This window comes from Coprococcus intestinihominis (genome assembly GCF_040096555.1).
GTDB lineage: Bacteria > Bacillota > Clostridia > Lachnospirales > Lachnospiraceae > Coprococcus_A > Coprococcus_A intestinihominis.
This window is the reverse complement of record NZ_JBBMEK010000017.1, coordinates 1-21,034: the sequence shown is the minus strand read 5'-3', so window position 1 is coordinate 21,034 and position 21,034 is coordinate 1. Positions and strand designations below refer to the sequence as shown.

Annotated in this window: 19 protein-coding genes; 15 read left to right on the top strand and 4 right to left on the bottom strand. The window is 44.5% G+C overall.

The features are described 5' to 3' along the window. Positions 1-97 precede the first annotated feature (97 nt). The gene (spo0A, locus tag WMO25_RS02645) at positions 98-898 is read left to right on the top strand and encodes a sporulation transcription factor Spo0A (RefSeq protein ID WP_349083944.1); all 801 of its coding nucleotides are present in this window, start codon (positions 98-100) and stop codon (positions 896-898) included. Between the two features lie 104 nt (positions 899-1,002). Then, positions 1,003-2,451, top strand: coding sequence for a glycogen synthase GlgA (glgA, locus tag WMO25_RS02640; RefSeq protein ID WP_349083942.1), 1,449 nt, complete (start codon positions 1,003-1,005; stop codon positions 2,449-2,451). Between the two features lie 247 nt (positions 2,452-2,698). Here the strand turns inward: glgA and WMO25_RS02635 are convergent, their stop codons facing one another. The 3 genes from WMO25_RS02635 to gdhA form a co-directional block, all read right to left on the bottom strand. Beyond that, a complete protein-coding gene (locus WMO25_RS02635; protein ID WP_349083941.1) occupies positions 2,699-3,223 on the bottom strand; it encodes a DUF4364 family protein in 525 nt (174 codons plus the stop codon). A 29-nt stretch (positions 3,224-3,252) separates the two neighbouring features. Further along, positions 3,253-4,236: a tRNA modification radical SAM protein MnmL/YtqA gene (gene mnmL, locus WMO25_RS02630; RefSeq protein ID WP_349083939.1), complete on the bottom strand. Its 984-nt coding sequence runs from the start codon at positions 4,234-4,236 to the stop codon at positions 3,253-3,255. A gap of 374 nt (positions 4,237-4,610) precedes the next feature. Further along, complete coding sequence (gene gdhA / locus WMO25_RS02625) at positions 4,611-5,942, bottom strand: NADP-specific glutamate dehydrogenase (RefSeq protein WP_349083937.1); 1,332 nt, start codon at positions 5,940-5,942, stop codon at positions 4,611-4,613. A 579-nt stretch (positions 5,943-6,521) separates the two neighbouring features. Between gdhA and rho the strand changes: the two genes are divergently transcribed. The 6 genes from rho to WMO25_RS02595 all read left to right on the top strand — a co-directional run bounded on the left by rho (position 6,522) and on the right by WMO25_RS02595 (position 14,594). After that, positions 6,522-8,222, top strand: a complete 1,701-nt coding sequence (rho, locus tag WMO25_RS02620; RefSeq protein ID WP_349083936.1) for a transcription termination factor Rho — start codon at positions 6,522-6,524, stop codon at positions 8,220-8,222. Between the two features lie 167 nt (positions 8,223-8,389). Then, positions 8,390-8,596, top strand: coding sequence for a 50S ribosomal protein L31 (rpmE, locus tag WMO25_RS02615; protein WP_015512713.1), 207 nt, complete (start codon positions 8,390-8,392; stop codon positions 8,594-8,596). A gap of 186 nt (positions 8,597-8,782) precedes the next feature. Then, entirely contained in the window at positions 8,783-9,748 is a 966-nt protein-coding gene (locus tag WMO25_RS02610) for a DUF1385 domain-containing protein (protein ID WP_253058025.1), read from the top strand. Further along, positions 9,745-10,614 (top strand): peptide chain release factor N(5)-glutamine methyltransferase, encoded by an 870-nt coding sequence (gene prmC / locus WMO25_RS02605; protein WP_349083934.1) that lies wholly within the window; start codon positions 9,745-9,747, stop codon positions 10,612-10,614. Before WMO25_RS02610 ends, prmC begins: the two co-directional genes overlap by 4 nt. A gap of 2 nt (positions 10,615-10,616) precedes the next feature. Continuing rightward, positions 10,617-11,690: a peptide chain release factor 1 gene (prfA, locus tag WMO25_RS02600; protein WP_015512716.1), complete on the top strand. Its 1,074-nt coding sequence runs from the start codon at positions 10,617-10,619 to the stop codon at positions 11,688-11,690. A gap of 300 nt (positions 11,691-11,990) precedes the next feature. Next, the gene (locus WMO25_RS02595) at positions 11,991-14,594 is read left to right on the top strand and encodes a cation-translocating P-type ATPase (protein WP_349083932.1); all 2,604 of its coding nucleotides are present in this window, start codon (positions 11,991-11,993) and stop codon (positions 14,592-14,594) included. Here WMO25_RS02595 and WMO25_RS02590 read toward each other — a convergent pair. After that, positions 14,585-15,694, bottom strand: coding sequence for an MBL fold metallo-hydrolase (locus tag WMO25_RS02590; RefSeq protein WP_349083931.1), 1,110 nt, complete (start codon positions 15,692-15,694; stop codon positions 14,585-14,587). The two genes, WMO25_RS02595 and WMO25_RS02590, sit on opposite strands and share 10 nt — an antisense overlap. A gap of 233 nt (positions 15,695-15,927) precedes the next feature. On the opposite strand from WMO25_RS02590, the gene WMO25_RS02585 reads away from it, so the two are divergent. From WMO25_RS02585 to WMO25_RS02555, 7 genes are all read left to right on the top strand, one after another. Next, positions 15,928-16,596: a YkgJ family cysteine cluster protein gene (locus tag WMO25_RS02585; RefSeq protein ID WP_349083929.1), complete on the top strand. Its 669-nt coding sequence runs from the start codon at positions 15,928-15,930 to the stop codon at positions 16,594-16,596. A 141-nt stretch (positions 16,597-16,737) separates the two neighbouring features. Beyond that, the gene (locus WMO25_RS02580; RefSeq protein WP_349083927.1) at positions 16,738-17,004 is read left to right on the top strand and encodes an HPr family phosphocarrier protein; all 267 of its coding nucleotides are present in this window, start codon (positions 16,738-16,740) and stop codon (positions 17,002-17,004) included. Between the two features lie 153 nt (positions 17,005-17,157). After that, positions 17,158-17,985, top strand: coding sequence for a threonine/serine exporter family protein (locus WMO25_RS02575; protein WP_349083925.1), 828 nt, complete (start codon positions 17,158-17,160; stop codon positions 17,983-17,985). Beyond that, positions 17,982-18,413 carry a threonine/serine exporter family protein gene (locus WMO25_RS02570; protein WP_349083923.1) on the top strand — a complete coding sequence of 144 codons (432 nt, stop codon included), beginning with the start codon at positions 17,982-17,984 and terminating at the stop codon, positions 18,411-18,413. The genes WMO25_RS02575 and WMO25_RS02570 overlap by 4 nt, the downstream gene beginning before the upstream one ends. Before the next feature lie 93 nt (positions 18,414-18,506). Then, the gene (locus tag WMO25_RS02565; RefSeq protein WP_015512723.1) at positions 18,507-19,139 is read left to right on the top strand and encodes an endonuclease III domain-containing protein; all 633 of its coding nucleotides are present in this window, start codon (positions 18,507-18,509) and stop codon (positions 19,137-19,139) included. A gap of 100 nt (positions 19,140-19,239) precedes the next feature. Then, entirely contained in the window at positions 19,240-20,064 is an 825-nt protein-coding gene (locus WMO25_RS02560) for a pantothenate kinase (protein ID WP_349083922.1), read from the top strand. 76 nt (positions 20,065-20,140) lie between these two features. Further along, complete coding sequence (locus tag WMO25_RS02555; RefSeq protein WP_349083920.1) at positions 20,141-20,926, top strand: LytR/AlgR family response regulator transcription factor; 786 nt, start codon at positions 20,141-20,143, stop codon at positions 20,924-20,926. The last annotated feature ends 108 nt before the right edge of the window (positions 20,927-21,034 follow it).

Below are 21,034 nucleotides of genomic sequence, written 5' to 3'. Positions count from 1 at the left end.
TGGTTATTGCGAGTTTTATTAATTGAGACAATCTTTTTTTGATAATATAATACATTTGACGCTTGTTGGAAAAAGATGAAGAATGGGAGGCTGCGTTATGACAAAAATCAATGTTGCGATTGTTGATGACAATGAGAAGATGGTCAGTTTGTTGGATGCCATATTACAGACGGATAAGGATATTGAAGTCATCGGAAGAGGGGACGATGGCGTTCAGGCATTGGACATTATTAAGAATCAGGAGCCGGATGTTGTCCTTTTGGATTTGATTATGCCGAAGCTTGACGGTCTGGAGGTCATGCAGCAGGTCAATAAGGATATGTCGCTGAAGAAACGACCCGCATTTATTGTGATTTCTGCCATTGGAAAGGAAAACATCACGGAGAATGCTTTTAATCTCGGCGCCATGTATTATATTATGAAGCCATTTGAAAATGATATGATTCTGCGTCGTATTCATCAGGTGACTGAACGACAGATTTTACAGCCGGTCCATACACAGAAGAGCAGACAAACAGATTATATGACAGAATACCGGGAAAAGAATCTGGAAACAGATGTGACCAACATTATTCATGAGATTGGTGTGCCGGCGCATATCAAAGGTTATCAGTATCTGCGGGATGCCATTATTATGTCAGTGGATAACCGGGAGGTCATTAATTCGATTACGAAGGTCCTGTATCCGACCATTGCCAAGATGAATAAGACGACGCCGAGCCGTGTGGAACGCGCAATCCGCCATGCTATCGAAGTGGCCTGGAGTAGAGGCAAGATGGATACCATTGATGAGCTTTTTGGCTATACCATACATACCGGAAAAGGCAAACCAACTAACAGTGAATTTATTGCGTTGATCGCGGATAAAATCCGACTGGAATACAAGAACAGGAGTTGATAATTGACTGAAAATTCACAAAATTTATGCTTTTATTGCAACGAATTATGTTGTATAATAATAGAAGATACAATATAATGCAATAACAGGAGGAACAAAGCCTTATGAAGAAAGTCCTATTTGCGGCATCTGAAGCGGTACCATTTATTAAGACAGGCGGATTGGCAGACGTTGTCGGATCTTTGCCGAAGGCATACAATAGAGATGAATTTGATGTCAGGGTTGTATTGCCGAAATACAGAGTGATTCCGGAACATTTTCAACAGCAGATGGAATATATGACGAATTTTTATATCAATATGGCAGGACGGATGATTTATGTCGGTGTATTTCAGATGATGCTGGATGGCGTGACATTTTATTTTATCGACAATGAATACTATTTTTCCGGAGACAGGATTTATGAAGATGGATTGTGGGATCTTGAGAAGTTTGCTTACTTCAGTAAGGCCGCACTGACGATGCTTTGTGTTATCGATTTCAGACCGGACATCATCCATTGTCATGACTGGCAGACGGGTCTTATGCCGGTTTATCTGAAGAATGAATTCTGGGATAGTTCTTCTTACAGCGATTTTTACCAGAACATGAAAGCCGTGATGACAATCCACAATCTGAAGTTCCAGGGAACATGGAACATTGATGATATGATGCGTGTAACAGGACTTCCGGGCTATCTGTTTACATCAGACAAACTGGAAGCATACGGCGCCGGCAATTATCTGAAGGGCGGCCTTGTTTACGCAGACTGGATCACCACTGTCAGCGGTGTTTATGCGAATGAGATCAAGTATCCGTTCTATGGAGAGGGACTGGATGGATTGATGCGTGCGAGATCCAATAATCTTTCGGGTATTGTCAATGGTATTGATTATGATGAGTATAACCCGGAGACGGATCCGATGCTTGTACACAATTATTCTCCGTATAATTTCAGAACAGAGAAGGTGCATAATAAGACGGCGCTGCAGCAGGAGCTTGGCATGCAGGTAGACGGTGGCAAGTTTATGATCGGTCTTGTTTCAAGATTGACAGATCAGAAGGGAATAGATCTGATCGATTGTGTGATGGAACAGATTTGTGCGGAAGATGTACAGTTTGTTATTCTCGGTACAGGTGATCCACGCTATGAGAATATGTTCAGATACTATGAATGGAAGTATAAAGACAGAGTTTCGGCAAGTATCTGTTATGACAATACCCGTTCCCACAGAATCTATGGTGCATGCGATGCATTTCTGATGCCGTCACTGTTTGAACCATGCGGACTCAGTCAGCTGATGAGTCTTCGCTATGGTACATTGCCGATTGTGAGGGAGACAGGCGGTCTGAAAGAAACTGTAGAACCGTATAATGAATATACAGGAAGCGGTACAGGATTCAGTTTTGCAAATTATAATGCACATGAGATGCTGCATGTGATTGAGTATGCCAAGTCTGTTTATTATGGTGACAGAGAAGCATGGAACCGTATTGTAGACAGGGCAATGGCAGCAGATTTCTCCTGGGGCAATTCAGCGAGAAAGTACGAAGATCTGTATCGTTCTTTATAGGAATACAGAAGTTCAACTGAGAATTTAAAAGTGATTGGGAAAAGGAAAAACGTAACCTTTCTTTGGGGGTGTGTGCCAATAGCGCATTCGTTTGGCACTAAGAACAGAGAGGTTGCGTTTTTCTTTTGTTTACAGATGCGGTTATTCGATTCTAGTACATCGTTTCGTAAATAACTATACCATTCACTTGCCTGCGAATCCGAGTGTGCAGGCAAGTGAATGGTATAGTTATTTCGAAAACGATGTACTAGTGACGAATCATGAGGGTATGGATAAGATAGTCATAGACATCGCCATGGAGATTGCGCCAATTATCGCAGATGGCGGTTGCCTGAGCTTCATCTGTGACGTTTAATGTGATGCCGACGAGAAGTTCTTTCTTATCATGGATTTCGCAGCGAACAATATAGCAGTCCTTCTTATCTTCATAATAATCAGCGGTAACTTCATTCTCACTTCTCAGGTGATACTTGTGCTCATTGAAAAACTGGTCGATTTCAGTCTTGATCTCAGCTGGAATCTTGTGACCGAAAAATTCCAGCGTTTCTTCACCGGACTGGTTCATGGAATAGTAGGAATTGTTGTGGATATGTTCTGTTCGGATCAATTCTGTATCGGAAAGGTCGTGGAGCGCCTGCTGAAGGGTAAAATAATTCGTATAGCCCTTGTCCAGAATAAATTCTGAAATCTGAGAATTCGTCAATGGAAAATCGACCTTATTCAGCATATAGAGAATCATTAATTTATAAAGCATCAGTGTATCCTGACTCATAAAACAAAAACTCCTTTCTATTGCAATCATCAATTCCTGTCATAATAAGCGTTCGTCAACGGAACATAACAGCGCCCCTGCCATGCATTGCGAAGCTTCATGCAATGGTGAATATGATTAAGTACCTGTTTCTTGTTGCGGCTCCAGTCCGGGGCAGCCAGCAGATGTTTGGGACCGTCACCGGTAATCCGGTGGATAATCACATCCGGCGGCATATGCTCAATACAGCGGATGAGGATATCCGTGTATTCTTCCAGTGTCAGAACATGGAACGGCTGCTGCAGATAATCCGTATAAAGATCGGTTCCTTTGAGAACATGGAGCAGCTGGAACTTGACACCCTGTATGGGCTGATGAGCGATATAATCGGCGGTAGCCAGCATGTCATCAGCAGTTTCACCGGGAAGCCCGAGAATCACATGGGTAATGACTTCAATGCCTCTTTCGTGAAGATTCAAAACAGCTGCATCATAGACAGACAGTGGATAGCCTCGCCGGATGTAAGCAGCTGTCTGAGGATGGATTGACTGAAGGCCGAGCTCAACCCACACCGGTTTGATCCGATTCAGTTCTGATAAAAGATCGAGAACCTCCGGCTGCAGACAGTCCGGGCGGGTGGCAATGGAAAGAATGGCTACTTCCGGGTGGCGGATGGCTTCTGTGTAAAGTGCCCGCAGACGATCTATGGGGGCATAAGTTCCCGTAAATGCCTGAAAATAGGCGATATAACAAGGCATCGGGGATTCCTTGCTGCCAATCTCAGGCTGACCGGAAAGCCGCTTCCCTGCAAGCAGCTGTTTGCCTTCCTCAATCTGTTCCGTGATGGATTGGTTCCTGGATGCGGCAAAATCACCGGAACCGCCCGCACTGCAGAAGATACAGCCTCTTGCATCGATCAGTCCGTCCCTGTTGGGGCAGGTAAAGCCACCGTCAAGGGCAATCTTATAAATCTTGTGCCCGTACCGGGCCTTCATCTCGTAATCGAGAGAGTGGTAACGCTTATCTGCCCACAAAACTGCATTCCTCCTAACTACATATATGATAGCATAGCCGGCGAATTTATGCAAACAGATGTGTGGCTTGTTTTGTACTCGATTTTTAAAGCGTTTTCTGGTATAGTATATCATAGAGTATTTTTTGTGTGTAATTTGTAAGACTACTATTGCGTTAAAATAGGCATTGAATCAACCCGGGGTAGATTTTATATTACAGAGATCAGGCAGGCGCCTATTGAGGATCCGAAGGCTTTATAATGGCGGATTGTGTTTAATGTGTATAAAGTAAAATTCGGTCAAAAAAACGACAAAAACAGGATGCTCAATAAGTTTATTCTGAATAACTTATTGAGCATCCTGTTTATTGATTTCTAAGACCGAATTTTACTTTATTATACAATACCATGAGCAAGCATAGCATCAGCGACTTTCTTGAAGCCTGCGATGTTAGCACCTGCAACGTAGTTGTTCTCTACACCGTATTCTTTAGCAGCGTTGTCGATGTTGTGGAAGATGTTGACCATGATGTCCTTGAGTTTAGCGTCAACTTCCTCGAATGTCCAGCTGTAACGCATGCTGTTCTGGCACATTTCAAGAGCGGATGTTGCAACTCCGCCGGCATTGGAAGCCTTGCCAGGTACGAAGTAGATACCGCTTTCCTGCAGGTATTCTGTTGCATCAAGTGTCGTAGGCATATTAGCACCTTCAGCAACAACCTTACAGCCGTTTGCCACAAGCTGTTTAGCATCTTCAAGGAAGAGCTCGTTCTGAGTTGCACAAGGAAGAGCGATATCAACAGGAATCTGCCATACGCCGCGGCCTTCGTGGTATTCAGACTGTGGTCTGTATTTCTTGTATTCTGTCAGACGTGCGCGCTGCACTTCTTTGATCTCTTTCAGTGCAGCAACATCGATGCCTTCCGGATCATATACCCAGCCTGTGGAGTCAGAGCATGTAACAACCTTAGCGCCCAGCTGCTGAGCCTTCTGGATAGCGTAAATAGCAACATTACCGGCACCTGATACAGCAACGGTCTTACCTTCGATTGTGTCGCCTTTGCACTTTAATAATTCTTCTACAAGGTATACAAGACCGTAACCTGTAGCTTCTGTACGAGCTAAGGAACCGCCGTATGTGAGGCCTTTACCTGTTAAGACACCTTCAGATACGTTGCGGATTCTCTTGTACTGGCCATACATATAACCGATTTCACGGCCGCCTACACCGATATCACCTGCAGGAACATCAGTATCAGCTCCGATATGTTTGCAAAGCTCTGTCATAAAGCTCTGGCAGAAAGCCATAACTTCACGGTCAGATTTGCCTTTAGGATCGAAATCAGAACCGCCTTTGCCGCCGCCGATAGGAAGGCCTGTCAGGGAGTTCTTGAAAATCTGTTCAAAACCAAGGAATTTGATAATGCTTAAGTTAACGGATGGATGGAAACGGAGACCGCCCTTGTAAGGTCCGATCGCACTGTTGAACTGTACACGGAAACCTCTGTTGACCTGAACTTTGCCTTCATCGTCAACCCATGGTACACGGAACATAATAATACGTTCTGGTTCAACGATTCTCTCAAGTAATGCTTCGTTCTGATACTTTGGATCGTTATCTACAACGAGTCGAAGAGAATTCATAACTTCTGTCACTGCCTGGATAAACTCAGGTTCGTTAGGATTTTTTGCTTTAACTTTTTCGATAATTTCGTCACTGTAAGACATTCTGTTTCATCCTCCTTATATTGACCTGCCGACGGACAAAATCCGCAGCAAAGTATGTTCAGTGGAATTCATTCTTTCCATTGATGATTATAATATAGATTAAGCAATAATTCAATCTTTTTTCACTTTAATCTGTAAAAAAATAGGAATTTTGTTAAAAGTTTCCTTCATAAAAGCTGCTGTCAACTATTAAAGCGGATATAAAGCTGAAAAATATGCAGGAAATGATTGAGAAACTTTCAAATTGTAAAAAATTGTAAATGAATTGACGGTTGGTTTTAGTATAAAATTATAAAAAGAAAATAAAAAAAACAAAAGTTATGCTTTTTATTTGCGTTTATTTCATATATAATGGTAAAGAAGAATTATTCAAATTTTCTAAAATATAAGACACCGACAGGTGTTTTGTTCTTATTTTATTAGGATTGGAATTTATTTTATTAGGATTACAGAGATTTCGTAAGGATTCATTACCCAGTATAAGATATAATTTTAATATGATTCAGAATCGTTTGACAGCGAGTGTTATTTTAATGTGTCGGAAACGGTGAAAATTTGTCAGCAGATAAGGAGGTTTTTATGGCTGAACAGGAAAAGAAAATGTCTGTCGCACAGATGAGAGAAATATTGAAGTCCAAAGGCGTCAGAAATACATCCGTGATGCGTAAGGCGGAATTGCAGAAGCTCATGGCTGAAATGGGGCTTCTGGAAGAACAATCAGATGTTTTGGAGAAAGACAAAGAGCAGCCGACTGCATCAGTTGAGAAAGGGCCGGAACATGAGGTGAAGAGCGAGAATAAAAAGCCTTATGTTTTTCTGGGCAGAACATCCAGGGCGGAATGCGCAGGACGAGCAGAGCGAACAGAACGCCCGGAGCGGTCAGGACGCACAGAAAGAACAGAACGCTCGGAACGACAGACATATACAAATGGCGGATTGTACAGTGGCAGAAGAAACACCTACGGTCAGCGCAGCGAGAACTACCAGCGCAATGAGAACAGTCAGTGTAACGAAAACGGCCAGCGAGGTGAGAATTATCAACGTAATGACAGTTATCAGCGTGGGGACAGTTGCCAACGGGTGGATGTTTACCAGAAAAATGAGTATATCCAGTCAAATGAGGAAAGTGAAATCCCAGGTTATGGTCAGTTAGACAGCGGCATGATGGCGAATGGTATTTTGGAAGTGATCCCGGAAGGGTTTGGATTTATCCGCTGTGAGAATTATATGCCCGGTAATAATGATGTGTACGTGTCACCGGCGCAGATTCGCAGATTTAACCTGAGAACCGGTGATATTATCTGTGGCAATATCAAGGTAAAGACAGAGAAAGAGAAGTTTTCAGCACTTTTATATATAAGAACAGTCAACGGCATGCCGCCGTATGAAGCCCAGAGACGCGGCAAGTTTGAAAATATGACACCTGTTTTTCCAGACAGCAGGATTAATCTTGAGACACCGAATGCGCCGGTTTCCATGCGGATTATGAATCTTGTTTCTCCGATTGGGCGGGGACAGCGAGGTATGATCGTATCACCGCCGAAGACCGGCAAGACAACACTTTTAAAGCAGGTGGCCAAGGCAATCCATACCAATTATCCGGACATGCAGATGATCATTCTTCTGATCGATGAACGTCCGGAGGAAGTGACGGATATCAAGGAGTATATTGAGGGCAATAATGTGGAAGTCATCTACTCTACATTTGATGAGACACCGGAACATCATAAACGTGTTTCAGAGATGGTATTGGAGCGTGCAAAACGTCTGGTTGAACATAAGAAAGATGTGGTGATCCTTTTGGACAGCATTACGCGTCTGGCCAGGGCGTACAACCTGACAGTGCCGCCGAGCGGACGTACACTTTCAGGCGGTCTGGACCCGGCAGCACTTCATATGCCGAAGAAATTCTTTGGTGCTGCGCGAAATATGCGTGAGGGAGGCAGCCTCACAGTGCTTGCTACAGCTCTTGTAGAGACAGGCAGCAAGATGGATGATGTTGTTTTTGAAGAATTCAAGGGAACGGGCAATATGGAACTTGTTCTGGACAGAAAACTTTCCGAGAAACGTATCTTCCCGGCCATCAACATACCGCGTTCAGGAACAAGACGAGAAGAATTGTTGCTGAGCAAGGAAGAACTTGAAGGAATGTATGTGATGAGAAAGGCATTGGGCGGCATGAAGTCTGAAGAGGCGCTGGAGCAGATCCTGGATATGTTTATGCATACAAAAGATAATACAGAATTCGTCAACATGATCCGCCATACGAAAATGTGGTAAAAATATTATGTGAAATACAAAAAAACGCTTGCATACTATAAAAAAGTATGATAGAATTAAAAAGCTGTTTTATAATGACAGAAATGGGCATGAGCGCCCGATTTGAGATAACTCAAGTGATTATTCCTGGTTGGCAATCAGGAAAGAATATTAGTGAGGTGAATAAGATGAGAGAAGGAATCCATCCTAAGTATTATCAGGCAAAGGTAACATGCAACTGTGGTAACGAATTCGTAACAGGTTCCACAAAACCTGAAATCCACGTAGAAATCTGTTCTAAGTGTCATTCATTCTACACAGGCCAGCAGAAAGCTGCTTCTGCTCGCGGACGTATTGATAAGTTCAATCGTAAGTATGGCATCAAACAGGCATAATTAGACGATAGACGGGGCTGTCGCATCATTTCGACAGATCCTCTGCCATCCGGATTGTCCATATCATGGAGACCGGCGCAGAGATCAGCAGATGCGACAGCCCTGTTTTTTCATTACGGAGAATAGACATTTTCCGTTGCGGCGGGTGAATCACAGATTGTTTCATTCCGTCAGTAGGAGGATTATATGCGATATGCAACTATCGGCGGACAGGCAGTCATCGAAGGTGTCATGATGCGTAACGGCAATGATTATGCGGTGGCCGTCAGAAAGCCAGATCAGACGATAGAAGTCAAGAAGGATCAGTATATTGGCCTGAATGCCAGATGGCATATGAAGAAGATCCCGATTATCAGGGGTGTGCTGTCATTTATTGATTCTCTTGTGCTGGGTATGTCTACACTGACGTACTCGGCCAGTTTTTTTGAAGACGAAGAGGAAGCTGAGAAAGCGAAAGCAAAAGACAGCAAGTCGGATGCTGTTTTTATGGGACTGACAGTGGCATTATCGGTCGTGATCGCCGTTGTGCTGTTTATGTTGACGCCATTTTTTATTTCATCTTTGTTTGGTAAGGTGATTAAGAGTCCTATGACATTGGCTGTGATTGAAGGTCTGATCCGAATTGCGATTTTCTTTATCTATATTGTAGCTATTTCACAGATGAAGGATATACAGAGAGTATTTATGTATCATGGAGCGGAGCATAAAACCATTAACTGTATTGAGCATGGCGCTGAACTGACCCCGGAGAATGCTGCGAAGTATTCAAGACTGCATAAACGATGCGGAACAAGTTTTCTGCTGATCGTTATGGTGGTCAGTATCATCTGTTTTATGTTTATCCGTGTGGATAACATGGCGCTGAAGATTGTGCTCCGCGTTATTCTTGTTCCGGTGATCGCAGGCGTTTCCTTTGAGATCATTCAGTGGGCTGGCAGAAGTGAATCCTGCCTAGTGAATATTGTGAGTAAACCAGGACTGATGCTGCAGAAGCTGACAACCCGTGAACCGGATCTGGAGATGCTGGAAGTTGCTATTGCTTCTATTGAGGCGATTTATGACTGGAGGCAGTTTCAGGCAGAGAACAGGGCAGCTGCTGATGGAAACAGTCAGAAAACGGACAGGAGCAATGCAGGAGTGAGTCAGCCATGATGCAGTGGAGTTATGATACCCTTTTGAAGTGGGGAACGAATGAACTGACAGCGCACGATGTGGAGAATGCAGCTCTGGATGCATGGTATCTGTTGGAGCATATTTACGGGATCAGTCGAGTGGATTTCCTGATGCGAAGAAGTGATAGCTTTGATGCGGCACAGATGGAGAAAAGCACTGCTTATCAGGCGTTGATCCGACAGAGAAGCGAAGGGTTTCCGGTGCAATACCTGACGGGTAGCACAGAATTCATGGGTCTGCCTTTTTTGGTCAACGAACACGTACTGATCCCGAGACAGGATACAGAGGTGCTGGTGGAAACAGCCCTGTCTATGATGAAGCCGGGATGCAGACTGTTGGATATGTGTACAGGTTCGGGGTGCATTGTGTTAAGCCTTGCAAAGCTGGGAACGGTGACATGGGGTATCGGCGCAGATATTTCCGAAGAAGCGTTGAAGGTTGCTGAGAGAAACAGAGAAAATCTGGGATTATCTCAGGTGAAGCTGGTACACAGTGATCTGTTTGGATCAGTGGAGGGCGTATTTGATATGATTGTATCCAATCCGCCTTACATCCCTACGGATGACATTGAAGATCTGATGCGTGAGGTCAAAGATCATGAACCGCATTTGGCATTGGACGGAAGTCGGGATGGACTCCTTTTTTATAGAAAACTGGCAGAGGAATCGGGACGGTATCTTGTACCCGGCGGTTCACTGCTTTTTGAAATCGGTTATGATCAGGGGAAAGCTGTTTCACAGCTTCTTGATCAGGCAGGATTTAAAGATATACACGTGAAGAAAGATCTGGCCGGTCTGGACAGAGTCGTTTATGCAGTGAAAGCTGCAGAAGATGGAGGTAAGTAACAATGTTTGATAGATTAGATGATATTTTAATCCGATATCAGCAGATCATGGAAGAGTTAAATGATCCGGACGTTGTCAATGATCAAAAGCATTTCCGCAAGCTGATGAAGGAGCAGAGTGATCTGCAGCCCCTTGTAGAGAAGTATACAGAATATAAGAATACAAAGCAGACCATCGAAGACAGTCTGGAGATGCTTGAGGTGGAAGACGATGAAGAGATGAAGGAAATGCTTAAGGAAGAGCTTTCTGAAGCAAAGTCCAACATCGCAAAGATTGAACAGGAGCTGAAAGTCCTTCTGATCCCTAAGGATCCAATGGATGAGAAGAACGTTATCGTAGAGATCAGAGCCGGTGCAGGTGGTGATGAGGCAGCCCTTTTTGCTGCTGAACTTTTCCGTATGTATTCCAAGTATGCAGAATCCAAGCGCTGGAAGATCGAGATGATGGATGTCAGCGAGAATGGTATCGGCGGTTTCAAGGAGTGTGTTTTCATGGTCAGCGGCGATCATGTCTATTCACGTATGAAGTTTGAATCTGGTGTGCATCGTGTACAGCGAGTGCCTGAGACAGAGTCCGGCGGCCGTATCCATACATCTACTGTAACAGTTGCCATTATGCCGGAAGCTGAGGAAGTGGATGTTGAGATTGATATGAATGATGTACGTATTGATGTTATGCGTGCCTCCGGCAATGGTGGTCAGTGTGTCAATACAACAGATTCTGCGGTACGTCTGACACATAATCCAACAGGTATCGTCATCTACAGCCAGACAGAGAAGTCACAGCTGCAGAACAAAGAAAAAGCCTTCAGATTGCTGCGTTCCAAACTTCTTGAAATTGAAATAGAGAAGAAGCATGCGGAAGAAGCAGCCCTTCGCAAGAACCAGGTTGGTACAGGAGACCGATCCGAGAAGATCAGAACCTACAACTTCCCACAGGGCCGTTGTACAGAGCATCGTATCAAGCTGACATTGTACAGACTGGGCGATATTATGAATGGTGACCTGGATGAGATCATTGACAGTCTGATCGCAGCAGATCAGGCAGCCAAACTGGCGAATATGGAAGATGAATAAAAGGTTGACAGCAGACTCAAAATGTGCTAGACTACTAAAATCTTAATAAAATGACAACTGAATAGTGATGGCAATGTGTCATCAAAGGGGAGTAGTTTTAATATATTATCAACAATCGCGGCTGTTTGCAGATTTTTGTAGAGCAGTCTGGTAATATATACCATTACGGTTACAAGACTTTTGATGTATGATAACGGAAGATTTCCGGATATCATACATTAAAGGTCTTTTTCTTTTATTAAGATTTAGGAATTAAGGTGTGAAAGAGGACAAATCGGACATCTGAAAGGAGAAAGTTTGATGAAAGAATGGTATCAGATGCGTGAGGATGAAGTGTTGGAAGCCCTTGGATCAGATGCAAATGGGCTGAGCAGTGAAAAGGCAGAAGCCTTATTGAAAACGCATGGAGAAAATGTGCTCCGGGAGACGAAGAAGAAAAGTGTATGGCGTGTCTTTGCAGAGCAGTTTGCAGATCTTCTGGTTATTATTCTTATCATTGCTGCGATTATTTCAATGATCTCGGGAAATGTGGAGAGCACGATTGTTATATTTGCGGTTATTACAATGAATGCGATTCTTGGCACGGTGCAGCATGAGAAAGCAGAAAAGTCGCTTGCAAGTCTGAAAACCCTGTCAGCACCAACGGCAAAGGTGCTCAGGGGCGGTGTGAAGGGGGAGATTCCTTCGGCACAGGTTGTTAAAGGTGATATTTTGCTTTTTGAGGCCGGTGATATGGTGACGGCGGACGGCAGAATTCTTGAAAGCTATTCATTGCAGGTGAATGAAAGCTCATTGACGGGCGAATCCACCAATGTTGAGAAGAAGGCTGTGGTGTTGGAAGGGGAGAAGGCACTGGGAGACCGTATCAATATGGTCTATTCAGGAAGTCTGGTAACCGGGGGACGTGCGGTTGTACTGGTGACAGCTACGGGCATGGAGACCGAGATCGGCAAGATTGCGGCGCTTATGAATGCTACAAAGGAGAAGAGAACACCGCTGCAGGTGAGCCTTGATAAATTTGGCAGCCAACTGGCCATTGTTATTATGATTATCAGTGCAGTTGTGTTTGTCTTAAGTCTGTACAGGAAGATGCCGGTACTGGATTCATTGATGTTTGCGGTAGCCCTTGCGGTGGCTGCGATCCCTGAAGCTTTGAGCTCTATTGTGACCATTGTGCAGGCCATGGGAACACAGAAGATGGCCAAGGAACATGCTATTATCAAAGATCTGAAAGCAGTGGAGAGCCTCGGATGTGTATCTGTCATCTGCTCGGACAAAACAGGTACGCTGACGCAGAACAAAATGACGGTTCAGCAGGTTTATATTAATCATCAGACAATGGAAGCTGATGCACTGGACCTGAAGCAGCAGTCTCATCGGTATCTGCTCTACGATGCGATTCTGACCAATGATTCCGCTATTGTGGAAGGCCAGAGTATCGGTGATCCGACGGAAGTGGCGCTTCTGGAAATGGGAAGAAAAGCGGACATCAAAGAGGATACTCTGAAAGAGATGATGCCTCGTATGGAGGAGATACCATTTGATTCAGACAGAAAATTGATGAGCACAAAGTATCGCCTGCATGGTGTGCCGACCATTCTGGTTAAGGGCGCCTTGGATATTCTGCTGAAGCGAACGGACAGAATCCGTATCGGGGATGAAGTCCGTCCGATCACTGAGCAGGATGTAAAGGAGATATTAGATAAAAATCAAGCTTTTTCCGAACAGGGCTTGAGAGTTCTTGCATTTGCTTATAAGGAGGCACAAGCCAATCAGCAGTTGACACTGGATGAGGAAGACCATCTGATTTTCATAGGTCTGGTATCCATGATCGATCCGCCGAGAGAAGAGTCCAGGGAAGCTGTTTCAGAGGCAAAAAGAGCCGGTATCCGTCCGGTGATGATTACCGGTGATCACAAGATCACAGCAACAGCCATTGCTGAACAGATTGGTATTTTCGGTGAAGGAGATATGGCGGTGACAGGACCGGAACTGGATGAGATGAGTGATGCAGAACTGGATGAGAACATCGAAAAGATTTCTGTCTATGCCCGTGTTTCACCTGAGAATAAAATCCGAATTGTGGATGCATGGCAGCGTAAAGGCGCAGTGACAGCCATGACAGGCGATGGTGTCAACGATGCCCCGGCCCTGAAAAAGGCAGATATCGGTGTGGCGATGGGGATTACCGGCACGGAAGTATCAAAGGATGCGGCATCCATGATTCTGACGGATGATAATTTTGCCACTATCATCAAGGCTGTTGCAAATGGACGAAACGTTTACCGTAATATCAAGAATGCGGTTAATTTCCTGTTATCAGGCAATATGGCCGGAATCATGGCGGTATTGTATACATCTCTTGCAGCACTTCCGGTACCGTTTCAGCCGGTGCACCTGTTGTTTATCAATCTGCTGACAGACTCTCTTCCGGCCATTGCCATTGGTATGGAGAAGTCGGAGAAAGATCTGCTTTCAGAACAGCCTCGGGATCCAAAGCAGGGAATTCTGACGAAAGACCTGATGACAGCCCTTTTCGTACAGGGCGGTCTGATCGCAGTCTGTACCATGATCGCTTTTTATATCGGTTTGTCCATGGACAGTGCAACAGCCAGTTCTATGGCGTTTGCCACACTGACTTTGGCAAGACTGTTCCATGGATTCAACTGCAGAAGCAGACATTCCATCTTCAAAATCGGTCTGGCATCCAATATTTACAGTGTCGGTGCTTTCTTCGGCGGTGTGCTGCTGTTGGCACTGGTCATCTTTGTACCTGTGATGCGCACACTTTTCACAGTGTCACCTCTGAGCGGTTATCAGATTGGAATGATTGCGCTGCTGGCCTTTATACCGACCGTCATCATTCAGCTGTATAAAGTGATGAAAGAACATGTTCATGCATAATGTGTAACGTGTTCACAAAAATCGTCATCAGAAAAACGTCGTGAATAAAAGAACAGATCAGAAGAATGGCAGAGAGCCCGATAACGGTTTTCTGCCGTTTCTTTTGACGGGGCATTTGGAATATTTGACATGTTCAGAGACAACGGTCTGGTGCTGCTTATGGCGCCTTTGTCGGAGAGCCATTTGATGTGCGCCAGTGTTTCACCCATAGCAAACCATTTCTGATTCGGTGAAAAATCGTTCCATGCGCGGCCTCTGGAAGACCAGCTGATCCGGCCGGCAGTCTCATAGGCAGTGCAGTCGGGATGATGGTCAATGGCGTCAAGGATTTCTTTTAAACGCGCATGATGGTGAAGGGTCAGGGCATTGATGCGATCATGAATATCTCCGTGAAATTCTCTGTGTCCCGGAAATGTATGGGAAACCTTCAAACCCTTTATTTTCTGCAGGCTTTCCAGATAGTCTGCCAGTGAGTAAGGAATATTTCGCCATACAGAGATATTCGGTGTGATATCAAAAAGAATATGGTCCCCTGAAAAAAGGATTTCTTTGTCTTCTATATAAAGACAGGTATGTCCCGGTGTGTGCCCCGGTGTATGGATACAGCGAAGGGTGATACCACCAACTGTTAGCAGATCATTGTCGCTGACTTTGGAGGCAGGAAAAGGGTGATGCGGTGAGTAAAGTCTTGCCTGATTGCCCTTTTTCTGTTTTTCGATTTCTTCCATAGGAAAGCCTTCGCTGAGAAAAATCTGTTCCATGGCTTGCCATCCGCCGGAGGCAAGCTCCTGACAGAGATAATCATAATCAATGGCATTCATGAAAACAGGAACGCCTCTGGCCGTCAGTTCTTCTGTGAGGCCGCTGTGATCTCCGTGAAGATGGGTGAGAAAAAGCTTTGTATGGGCAAAATCCACTTGCAGCTCATCAAGTCCGTCAAAAAGTGCCTGCTTACATTCCGGGCGGTTAAAGCCGGTGTCAATGATCAATGTTTCACCATCTGAAACAAGAACATAGCAGTTGAGATATTTCAATGGGTTGTCAGGGAGCGGGACATAAATTCTGTAAATATCCGGGTTGTGATAAAGTTGTTCGACCATAAGGGGCTTCCTTTCTTCGTATATGCGTTGTATAATTATGCGAAATACAGGTATTGGAATTGTCGCAATAGAGGCAGCGTCAATATAATCTGCAGCTGCGATTGGTTGTTGAGTTCTGAATTATAAAAATTATATCATGGATTCAATGGAAAAAATAATTGATTTTTCAAATAAAAAGTCGAAAAATATGATACAATGTTTATTAAACATTAAGCAGATACGAGGTATTGAATATGGAAAGAAATATAGATTTAAATGAGATTTCAGATGGCCGTTTCTATACAGCCAATGATATGGTCAGGGCAGATTGCCAGGGATGTGAAGGATGTTCCGTCTGTTGTCACGGAATGGGAAAGTCCATTCTATTGGATCCATTAGATGTGCATAGGATATGTACTTATTTTCGTATTCCGTTTGAAGCACTGTTGGCGGATCATGTGGAGTTAAATGTTGTGGACGGAATGATCCTGCCGAATCTCAAGATGGCAGGTGAAGATGAACACTGTATTTTCCTGAATCAGGAGGGCAGATGCGGTATCCATAAAATCAGACCGGGGTTCTGCCGTCTGTTCCCATTGGGAAGACTGTATGAGGACAGAAGTTTCAAATACATTCTTCAGACAAAGGAATGTGTGAAAACGGATCGTCAGAAGATCAAAGTCAGAAAATGGCTGGATATACCGGAATTAGATCAGTATGAGAAGTTTGTCAATGACTGGCACTATTTTCTGAAGGATGTAGCTGCATCATTGAGGAAAGAAAATGCCAGTGACGGCACCATCAAGCAAATTAATATTTATGTTCTTAAAGAATTTTATATGCGCGGTTTTGGTGAAGAAGGCAGTTTTTATGCTCAATTTGAGCAAAGATTGAAGGAAGTCAAGGCAGTTTTACTGAAATAAGAAGTGACATTGTGCATATTTATCAAAATGAAATAAAATCCTTTCAAAAATTGGTTCTATTCTTGTATTGAAAGGATTTTGTTTTTTTGTTAAAATATAGACGAATTTGAGGATTAAACAATACAAAGGAGAGAGACGAGCATGAAACAATTCTCGGTAGCAGTGGATAAGATTGAAGACGGCATTCTGCATGTCCGTTCAGCAGGACTGATTATGAAAGAGGCATCACAGTTTGCTTCAGATGTTAAAGTGACAAAGGATGAGAAGACAGTCAATGGCAAGGATATTCTGGAATGGATGGGATTAAAGCTTGCAGTTGGTGATGTCATCACCGTTAATATTGAGGGACCGGACGAAGAAGCTACGGCCGACAGCTTTGAAGTATTCCTGAACCGTCAGTTTTCATAATTTCATCAACAAAATGCCAGCAGTTCATCATGAGCTGCTTTTTTTGTTGCACAGGAGCGTGCGGCGCATTCTTTTTTGTACTTTAGCGCACTGTTTTTATATGTTATAATAGCATGAGCAGATGTAGATTGCAGGTAAATGGAGGGCGTCATCATGAGCACATCCGGTCAGAAGAGAATAGAATCAACAATAGATACAGCCATTGATTGTGACGAAGATGAAGTGATGGAACTGGCGATGCAGGCAGGAGAACTGCTGCTGGAGAATGGTGCAGAGATTTTCAGGGTGGAAGAAACCATGGACCGCATCTGCAGACATTACGGTGTTGAATCGGCCAGTCAGTTTATTTTGATGAATTATATACTGGCAACAGCCGGTGAAGGGCATGGGCATGTGTTTGCAAAGGTACGGCACATACCGGTGAACGGTTCTCACCTGGATAAAGTGGCAGCGGTGAATCAGCTTTCAAGAGAGATCGCGGAAGGAAAATATACGGTTTCAGAAGCTTATCAGGCATTGGAGACGATTCGCCGGATGCCGGACAAGAGAAAAAGCGTGCTGATTCTGGCTTCAGGTGTGGCAAGCGGTGCTTTCTGCTGCCTTTTCGGGGGCAATCTGATGGATTGTCTGGCGGCAGCCATTGCAGGATTTCTGATCTATGTCTATATTCTTTATATCAGCGGACCGCATTTGTCAAAGATTGTGGGTAATGTGGGCGGCGGCGCTTTTGTGACGCTGGTCTGCAATCTCCTTTATATGCTGGGACTGGGGGACCATCTGAATTTTATGATCATTGGCTCTATGATGCCGCTGGTTCCGGGTGTCGCTTTTACTGTTGCGATTCGTGATGCGGCAGATGGAGATTACATTTCAGGTACTGTGCGGATGATTGACGCACTGCTTGTTTTTATCTGTATTGCCATTGGTGTCGGTATGGGAATGGCAGTGTTGAAACTGTTGACGGGAGGTGCTGACTTATGATGATCCAAATCATAGCCGCTGTGATAGCGACAGTGGGATTTTCGGTTTTGTTTGGTGTACCATCAAAGTACTATCCTTATTGCGGTGTCATTGGTGGAGCGGGCTGGCTTGTCTACCTGCTGACTCTGGAACATTTCAGTACAGCAGGTGCATCCCTGGCGGCCACTATGGTGGTCATTTTCTTATCCAGATTGGCAGCAGTGCGGAAAAAGTGTCCGGTTACCATTTTCCTGATCGCAGGGATATTTCCACTGGTGCCGGGCGCCGGTGTGTATTGGACAGCCTATTACATTGTGACAGACCAGCTGTGGCTGGCGGCCGAGATAGGCTACACGGCAGTGAAGGTGGCGGTGGCTATCGTGCTGGGAATTGTGTTTATATTTGAACTGCCGCAGGGGTTATTTGTCAGGCTGGCAGGAAATAAGTAAGAATAAAACTAAAGATAGAACTCAATTGAAGATTAAAAACGGTTGAGTTTTAGATAAACGAGTGAATTCGAAATATATTTTGGAGGGGTTGAAATGACGAAAGAAGAATTAACGCTGGAAGTCATCCGGCGTTTGAAAGTGGCCTATCCTCTGGCGGAATGTACTCTGGATTATGACCAGGCATGGAAGTTACTGGTCAGTGTCCGGCTTGCTGCCCAGTGTACAGATGCTAGAGTGAATGTAGTGGTAGAAGGATTGTATGAGAAATATCCGGATGTGGCCTCTCTGGCAGCAGCGGATGTGACTGATATTGAGGAAATTGTCCGTCCTTGTGGACTTGGAAAGAGCAAGGCCAGGGATATCAGCGCCTGCATGAAGATACTCCATGAACAGTATCATGATAAGGTACCGGATGATTTTAATGCACTGCTGAAATTGCCGGGGGTTGGACGAAAGAGTGCGAATCTGATTATGGGGGATGTTTTTGGCAAACCGGCCATTGTAACCGATACCCACTGTATCCGTCTGGTCAATAGAATTGGCATCGTGGACGGTATCAAAGACCCGAAAAAGGTGGAGATGGCTCTGTGGAAACTGGTGCCGCCGGAGGAGGGCAGTGATTTCTGTCATCGTCTGGTTGAACATGGACGGGAAGTCTGTACGGCAAGAACGAAGCCTTATTGCGATAAATGCTGTCTGGCGGATATTTGCGCGCGAAATATATAATAGAGCGACAACAAGAAAAGTAAAGCGTGAAGGCTCCAGCCGTAAGGGAAAATGGATAGTATTATGACAGAAAATTGTATATAAGTGGAGGTAATAAAAGATGGGGATTGTATTAGGTATAGATATAGGAAGTTCTGCAACAAAGATTGTTGCAATGGACGAAAGTAAAACAATTTTAAATTCACTGAAGGTTTCGGCTTCTGATCCGGTGACAGCCATGTACGGAGCCGTTGGGAAAATACTCTGTGAGGAGAGAATGCAGATTGCAGATGTTGAGGCCGTGATGCTCACCGGCATGGGGGCCAGTTATGTGGAAGGGGATGTCTATGGCCTTCCGACCACGAAAGTGACGGAATTTGATGCGCTGGGAACAGGCGGCCTTTATCTGACCGGGCTTGAAGAAACGGTTGTGGGCAGTATCGGCACAGGTACTGTTTTTGTTCATGCAGGCCCTGATGGCATTCAGCATATCGGCGGCAGTGCTGTGGGTGGCGGTACACTGGTGGGCCTTTCCTCAAGACTTTTCGGTATCCGTGATGTGGAAGTGATTGCGGATATGGCAGAACAGGGCAATCTGAAGAATGTGGACTGGGGCATTGCAGAACTGAGCAGAGACCAGATGGAGACATTGCCGGATTATGCGACATCTTCCAATCTGGGAAAGATGAAGAGTACAGCCACGGATGAAGATGTGGCTCTGGGGCTGATGAATATGATTTTCCAGACAGCAGGAACACTGGCTGTATTTGCCTGCAGAAATGTGAATTTAAAAAAGGCGGTTATCGGCGGTTCAACAGCTACGCTGAATCAGGCAAGAATTATGCTGGGACAGGTTGGTGAGCTGTATGATATTGATTTTATCATACCGAAGCAGGCGGCTTATATGACAGCTATAGGGGCAGCATTTTTATTTCAGTCGAAGTAAGATTTTGATTGAGATAGAACAGTAAAATAGAATTAAAGGACAAAAACAAAGAGTTAAGGGACACAACATCTTTGAAATGTCAAATTGTGTTAAAATCATTGTCGGAACTATGGCAAAAGGGAAAGATATCATGTTGAAGATTGCAGTGATAGATGATGAGGAGTATTACAGTGAACTCATCCGTCAGACTGTGTGCAACTGGCTGATGGAAAAGGGCTGTCAGGGTGAAATTGACTGTTTTGATCATGCAGATGATTTCAAGACTCAGATTGAAAATGGCAGATGCTATGATATTTATTTTATGGATATCGAGATGCCGGATATCAGCGGCATGGAACTGGCCTCCTATGTTCGTATGAAATATGACTCACCGTTTATTGTTTTCGTGACGGCACATATGGAATACAGTGTGAAGTGCTATCGTTATCATGCTTGGCAGTACATAACAAAGGACAGTATACGAACACTGATACCGGAGACCATGGATTCGCTCATTCAGCATTTGCAGGCACATAAATCCAATTATTATATGATTGGAGGAGCGAATGACCTTATTCGTATTGCTTATGATCAGATCCAGTATCTGTACAAAGAGGGTAAATATACCCTGTTTCATACGGATAAGACGGAGGTATTCAGAGAACGCCGGGCGCTTTCAAAGGTGATTGAAGATATGCAGCAGGTGGATGACGCTTTTATTATGACGGACAAAAGTTATGGCGTGAATATACGTCATGTACTGCGGCTGAAAGACCATATGCTGATCATGCGGAATGGTGACAGTGTGCCGGTCAGCCTACCGAGATATCAGCAGGTCAAAAAAGCCATCAGTGATTATTGGGGGCGGCAGGCATGGAAATAGCAGGGATTACCCTACGAGTGCTGGAAATCATAACGGTGACTCTGTGCGGCATCAGGTTGGCTGTATCGCCGGGGCACTTCCGGTGGGAAAAGTTGTGGACGAAGGTAT